The 6,253-nt window shown below is 32.8% G+C and carries 2 protein-coding genes; one reads left to right on the top strand and one right to left on the bottom strand.

The window, feature by feature from the left end; translation table 11 throughout:
- Positions 1–205: 205 nt before the first annotated feature.
- Positions 206–4,360, bottom strand: a complete 4,155-nt coding sequence (locus tag C8K15_RS21260) for a S8 family serine peptidase (protein ID WP_108588074.1) — start codon at positions 4,358–4,360, stop codon at positions 206–208.
- Between the two features lie 344 nt (positions 4,361–4,704).
- Here C8K15_RS21260 and C8K15_RS19620 point away from each other — a divergent pair, with 344 nt between their 5' ends.
- Positions 4,705–5,925 (top strand): helix-turn-helix domain-containing protein, encoded by a 1,221-nt coding sequence (locus C8K15_RS19620; protein ID WP_108588073.1) that lies wholly within the window; start codon positions 4,705–4,707, stop codon positions 5,923–5,925.
- Positions 5,926–6,253 lie beyond the last annotated feature (328 nt).

Here is a 6,253-nt window from a genome sequence, read left to right as displayed (position 1 = left end):
AAGATGACTCCGGAACAATACCGAAGTCATCTAATCGCAACATGAATTTTAAGGTGCCTTTTTATTAAACTGTCCGTTAATAAGGGCTCAGTTCAAACGTTCTCTACAACTCCCATTCTGAATTGAGCTATTAAGTCTTCTGATAAATCATAAGGTGAAAAACCTAAAACAAGGTGCCACTCATTTAGAGTGGCACCCTTGTTTTTTAGTTAAAACTTTTCTTTAATTCTTCTAAAGTCATTTCACCAATTTTTTCAACTGGTTTAGTATCTGTGTGTACATAAGGATTTGAAGTCATAAAATTCTTTTCAACATAGTTGAAGTCAGTAATATCTACAACTCCATCTTTGTTAAGATCTGCTTTTAATTTGTCCCCTGTCTCTCCTGCTTTATTTGCAACAAGTTTCGCATCATAAATGTCGATAACTTTATCTCCATTGATATCCCCAGCTGCTGCAGTATCCGTATACAAATTATAGTAGACTCCTTGCACTTCTCCATCTATTGTTCTACTTAATTTTATTTTTTTACGATAAAGGAAATGTCCTGGTATATCGACAACTACCGTGTAGTCATCCGCTAATGCAGGAATATCTTCTATCGTCATCCATCCATTTTCTGAAATGGAAGCACGATATTGTTTTCCCTTTTTATCTATAACGTATGCAGTTACTCCAAGTTTCGAAAAATCTAAATCATAATTATCAAAACTTAAAGCTTCGCCATGGTAGTAACCGTTAAGCATGGAATGTTTTGAGATAAATTTAAACCCTTCAGCAAATGTTGGTGTATTTGTCGTTTCTCCTTCACCAGTTAGGTAAGATGATTCTTGGAAATTGAAACTACCACCGTAGTAATTTTGATCATCAATTACTTTCAACTCTATATCCAATAGATTAATATCACTATTAATTGATACTGGCATCTTTGTTTTTTTGTCATAAATATCTATAGCGAATGTTGTAAAATCCGACCACATATCTTTTCTGATTTCTGGTTTCGCAACACGGATGCTCCATTTATTTTTACTTGCTAAATCTGTTAATTGTTTTGAAGCATTAACAGAAACAACTTTATAATAATGTGGAAGATCAATCGAAACCTTTGCACTTGTTAAATTTTTAGGGTTATTCATCTTAAATGTATTGATAAACTCTGTTCCAAGACGTACACCTGAAGTAGATGGTTTTAACGTTGCATACTCAGCTCCCTTATTAATGATTGTAAATTCAGGGAATATTGGGTTTCCTGCTGTAGCATAATCATATGTGTACATTCTAAGATTCGTTGGATAATTTTTATATTCGTCTGGTAACACACCAAATTTAAAGTCCCCATCTTCATTTGGGAATAACTGAGCCGTCGGCCAATAAGAATCTTGGTAAACATTCACAGTGTTTCTCTCTTGAGAAACGTCATGTCCTCTGCTCTTCAAGTAGTCAATCGTATCATCATGAATATTTCCATGTACCCAATAAGCATTATAATCTAGTCCATCCCATGGATTGTTCTCTGTCGTTAAATCTTCTTCCGAAATCTCATGAATACCAAATTTCTTATCATATTTTACAGTTGGAGCTGTATTATCGACTACCATGTCATTATCAACTTTATACGTCTTGCCATCAACACCATGACCTACATAAGATATAATGTACTTTCCTTCTTTAAGGTCTTCATATTCAAGTGATAATGGTTTTTCTGGATCACCAGTAAAATATTTTACCACACCAGTAAAGGCAAAAAATACCATGTAATCAGTATCAACAGGTGCTCCTTCCATATCGAACGTTCCATAAAGTCCAATCGGTTTACCATCCAAATCGCTAACAACTACATCAATCGTTTTCATCTCACTATTCAATTTGAAAGTAGCAGGTGTAAATGGTTCTATATATGGATGAAAATTACTTAGATCATTTGTTATTGCGTGTTTATAAAATTCAACTTTTTCGAAACCACTTTGAGAATAGCGAACATGGAAAGGAATTTGATATTCTGCCGTTTTTGATTCATTTTCGATATATATATATCCCTCATAAATACCTTTTTCAGCATTTGCTGGAATCGTTATTTGTGCATTAATACTTTTACTCTCATTGCGATTCACTTCAATTGAAGACGGTAATTGAAGTGTCACACCACTTTTACTTGCATCTTTTGAAACCCCATCAATCGTTAAAAATTCCACTCTAGTATTATATGTTTCTTTTTCACTACTTGAATTTTTAATATTAATTGCTGTCGTTCTCTTTTCAGCTTCACCCGTTTGTGCAATACTTCCAAACGGAATTGATCCAGAGATATCATCAATTTGTTTTTTAAATCCTTCTTCATCAAGTGTAATCGTTTTATTTTGAACTTCAAATAAAGTGGTATTATGAACCGCTTCATAAGCATCTACACGACCTGCTCCGACTTCATTTACATTGTACGTTCGTCCTTTTAGAGGGTCTGCAGTATTCATTAATGCTGCTTTTACATCTGCGACCGTATAATTTGGATGTGATTGTAATAATAAAGCCGCAACTCCTGCCACGTGAGGTGTTGCCATTGAAGTTCCGCTCAAACTTGCGTATCCGCTAGAATAATCGATACCATCTTCAGGACTATTAATATATTCAGGTACTGTAGAGAAAGTTGATACCCCAGGCGCGACCACATCCGGTTTAATATCAAAGTTATTAATTACTGGTCCACGAGAACTAAAATCAGCTAATTCATCACCAGTTGTCATATTTGACATAAAGTCAGATAATTTAATTGTAGTAGAGGGGCTCGTTGTTAATTTATTTACAAGTTTAGTACCATCGCTTTGTAACATTTTAAATGTTGGGACATAACCATAGTTTTCACCTAAGAAAAATGGAATTTCCCCATCAACATTATTGTAGATTAATACAGCTACAGCACCTTTTTCGTGAGCACGTCGAATTTTTTCATCAAACGCGAGTGTTCCACGAGCAATTAATGCTACTTTTCCACTAACATTCTTATTAGAATAATCTTCTTCAGTACCAATTCCGACTTCAACAACTTGGTAATCTTTATCGATAACATTTAAATAGTCCTTACCAAGTCCATGTCCCATTAATTTATTTGGAACTGTTACATCACCTAAATAAGCATTAACCGTTGGAATATCAGTCGGAACATCACTTGCACCAACTGTTATTGCTAGTGGAGAAGTACCTGGAGATCCTAGTGTACTAGGTCCTGGTCCAGCATTTCCTCCCGCGATAACTGGTACTACACCTTGTATTGCTGCGTTATTTATCGCTACAGAAGTCGCATTTAAAGAATTATTACTCGAGTTTCCTAAAGATAAATTAATAACATCCATACCATCTTCTACAGCTTTCTCTATCCCTGCAATAACCCCTGAATCTGAACCTGACCCAAAAGGACCTAATACTCGATATGCATATAAGTCTACGTTTGGAGCTACTCCCGTCATAGCATATTCAACGTCATTTTTTGGATTAGATGCGATTGTTCCAGAAACGTGTGTACCATGTTCTGTAATATATGGACGACCATCAATGAATTCAGGGTCACCAGATGCTATCCTATCCGCTGGAGTTGATTCCATTGGATCAGAGTCGTTATCAACGAAATCATATCCACCTTTATAAACATCTTTTAAATCGGGGTGATTATAGTCAATCCCTGTATCAAGAACCCCTACTTTTATCCCTTGACCTTTTACATCCTCATTGTGTAACTTATCTACACCTAAATGTGGAAGTGCTGGAGGCATTACTTTTCCAGTAGTTGCGTCTTGGGAAACTAACTCGCCTTTTGGCAATTGTACGACATTGTCTTTCCATATCCGTTTAACAACACCCGTTTCAAGTAGTGTATTAATTTGATTTGTTGGAATAGTCATTGCCATACCATTAAATACATTCTGGAAAGTCTGTTTAATTTCAAATTGTGCAGAAACATGTGTTGAAGCTTGCTTTGGAGCTTGTTTTGAATCTTTCTTTTGAAAAAGTTCAACTAAACGTTCTTTAAAATACGCTTGTTCTCCACTAATCTTTTCTGCCCTGTCTTTAGATGCTTCTTTTGATTTTGATTGTTTAGTATTATTTACAAAAGGTTCTGTTTTAAACTCAACGATAATATTTGCTGTTTTATCCTTTAATGACAATAAACTCGGATCAATAACAAAACCTTCTTGTGGAGTTAAACGTTTTACAGACTGTCTTTGTTCTTGAGAAAGTCCGTCTAAAATCGATTCTGCAGAATTTGTCATTGCATAAGATTTTTGTTGAGGTATTAAGTATGATGTCATAAAGCTTGATGCAAGTACCCCTGTCATAATCACATTCAGAATTTTTTTATTTCTTCTTTTCATCAACGACCGCTCCTTTTACTCATTTAATAAAAGCTTCAATTATTTAAACGATTACTTTAAAATAAAATTAAAGTATGAATAATATGAAAACTTTAATAATTTATATTCTACTTGAATTTTATTCACGGGAAATTGGGGGAATTGTTCAATAAGATTCTTGCTTCAACACTATGATTGGAGAATATTCCCTTTAATGAATAGTCAAATTATGAGTACGTAACATCTCAATATACTAGATAACTTATGTAATATAGATATGTTAAATATATATAAAGATCAACTTTAAACTTGGGGGAATCTTGATTTTTTTCAAAATATGAATTTTTCTAAAGGGGAAATTAGTTATGTATGAGGGGAAAATCATTAAATTTTATAGAGAAAAAAACCAACTTACTCAAGAACAATTAGGGGAAGGAATCTGTTCTGGGACACATATTAGTAAAATTGAACGTTTACAAACAGAGTATGCGCCAGAAATAATTACCCTTTTATCAGAACGTCTAGGAATAAATATTGATAATGAAACTAGAAATCTTAAAAATCTTAAGAAGCGTCTAAACAATTGGCAAAACGTTATTATTATGCAATTATTTAATGAAATGAATAGTATTAATAATGAACTTGAGCAAGAAAAATTCATTCAAATCTCGGAATATATAAATCTATATAAACTACTGAAAGCTAGATATTTACTAATGAATAACAAGAGTGATGAAGCAATATTAATCATCAAAGAAATTCAAAAAACAGAACATAAATTAGCACCATATGATTGTAATCTTCTAAAGCATGTATTAGGAATATACTATTTATCGAAACATGAAAATTTCAAAGCTATCCAAGTTTTAAAATCAATACTAGAAGAAGATTACAATAACCGAGAGTATTATTATCATTTGGCCGTCGCATATCATTCAATCGAATCACCAGTTATGGCTTATTTTTACGCGGATAAATCCCGTCAATTCTTTAAAGAAATTAATAATTACCTCAGAGTAATTGATGCAGAAATGCTTATGATTATACAAGTAAAAGATGATGGTGATTTTACAGGAACAATAAGTAGGTTTGAAAACTTAATACAAAGCTGTGACTTATGTAATGCACCTGATCGAAAGGCAAAGGTTTTACATAACTTAGCATTTGAATACTATAGAAGAAAAAATTATTTACAAGCGAGTAGGTTTTATAACAAATCAATGAGTCATAAAGATAATGAATCTGGCCCCTACTTACTTTCTTTGGAAGGATATATACGTAGTTCATTTGAAGGACGACTTCTTCCATCAAATGAATTATTACAACTTGCTAAAGAAGGTTTGGAAACTGCAATTAAGAAAAATCAATTATTATATATAAACTTATTCAATCTTCTTTGTTATTTAATTCAAAATAAACAACAGGAATATCACAAGTTTCTAAGAGATCAAGCATTACCTATGTTTAAGAAGTTTGGTTTTGTTTATCTAATCCGTCGATCAAAAAAAGAATTGTTCAACTATTACACTGAATTGAAACTAACTAGTCAAGCATTAAAAATGGCACATTTAATAATCAATCAATAAAGGAAAAAGTTGATTTAAGCCATTAAATTGGACTAAGAAATGAGACACATATGTAAAACAATTTCCACTGTTTTCACAGTGCTTTTTTGTTTGAAATAAACAAATCAATCGTTTATCTGAATAAATCGATAGAAAAAAGCGTAGCATTTTAATAATCTCAGGGACTAAAATTAATCATCAAAAAAAGAGATGCAAAATGAGGGCACTGCAAAACGAATACAGAAATTAGGGGAAAGCGCTAGATTCGCTTTTCCCTTTTTCGTTATAATAAATAAAAAGCTCTGAAAGTGTGTGTTAATCATGTTAAATCAATCAAAACAAACTACTT

Origin of the sequence: Paenisporosarcina sp. OV554 (genome assembly GCF_003058165.1) — a bacterium.
In the GTDB taxonomy this organism is placed as follows: Bacteria; Bacillota; Bacilli; order Bacillales_A; family Planococcaceae; genus Paenisporosarcina.
This window is presented reverse-complemented; position numbering and strand designations above follow the sequence as displayed.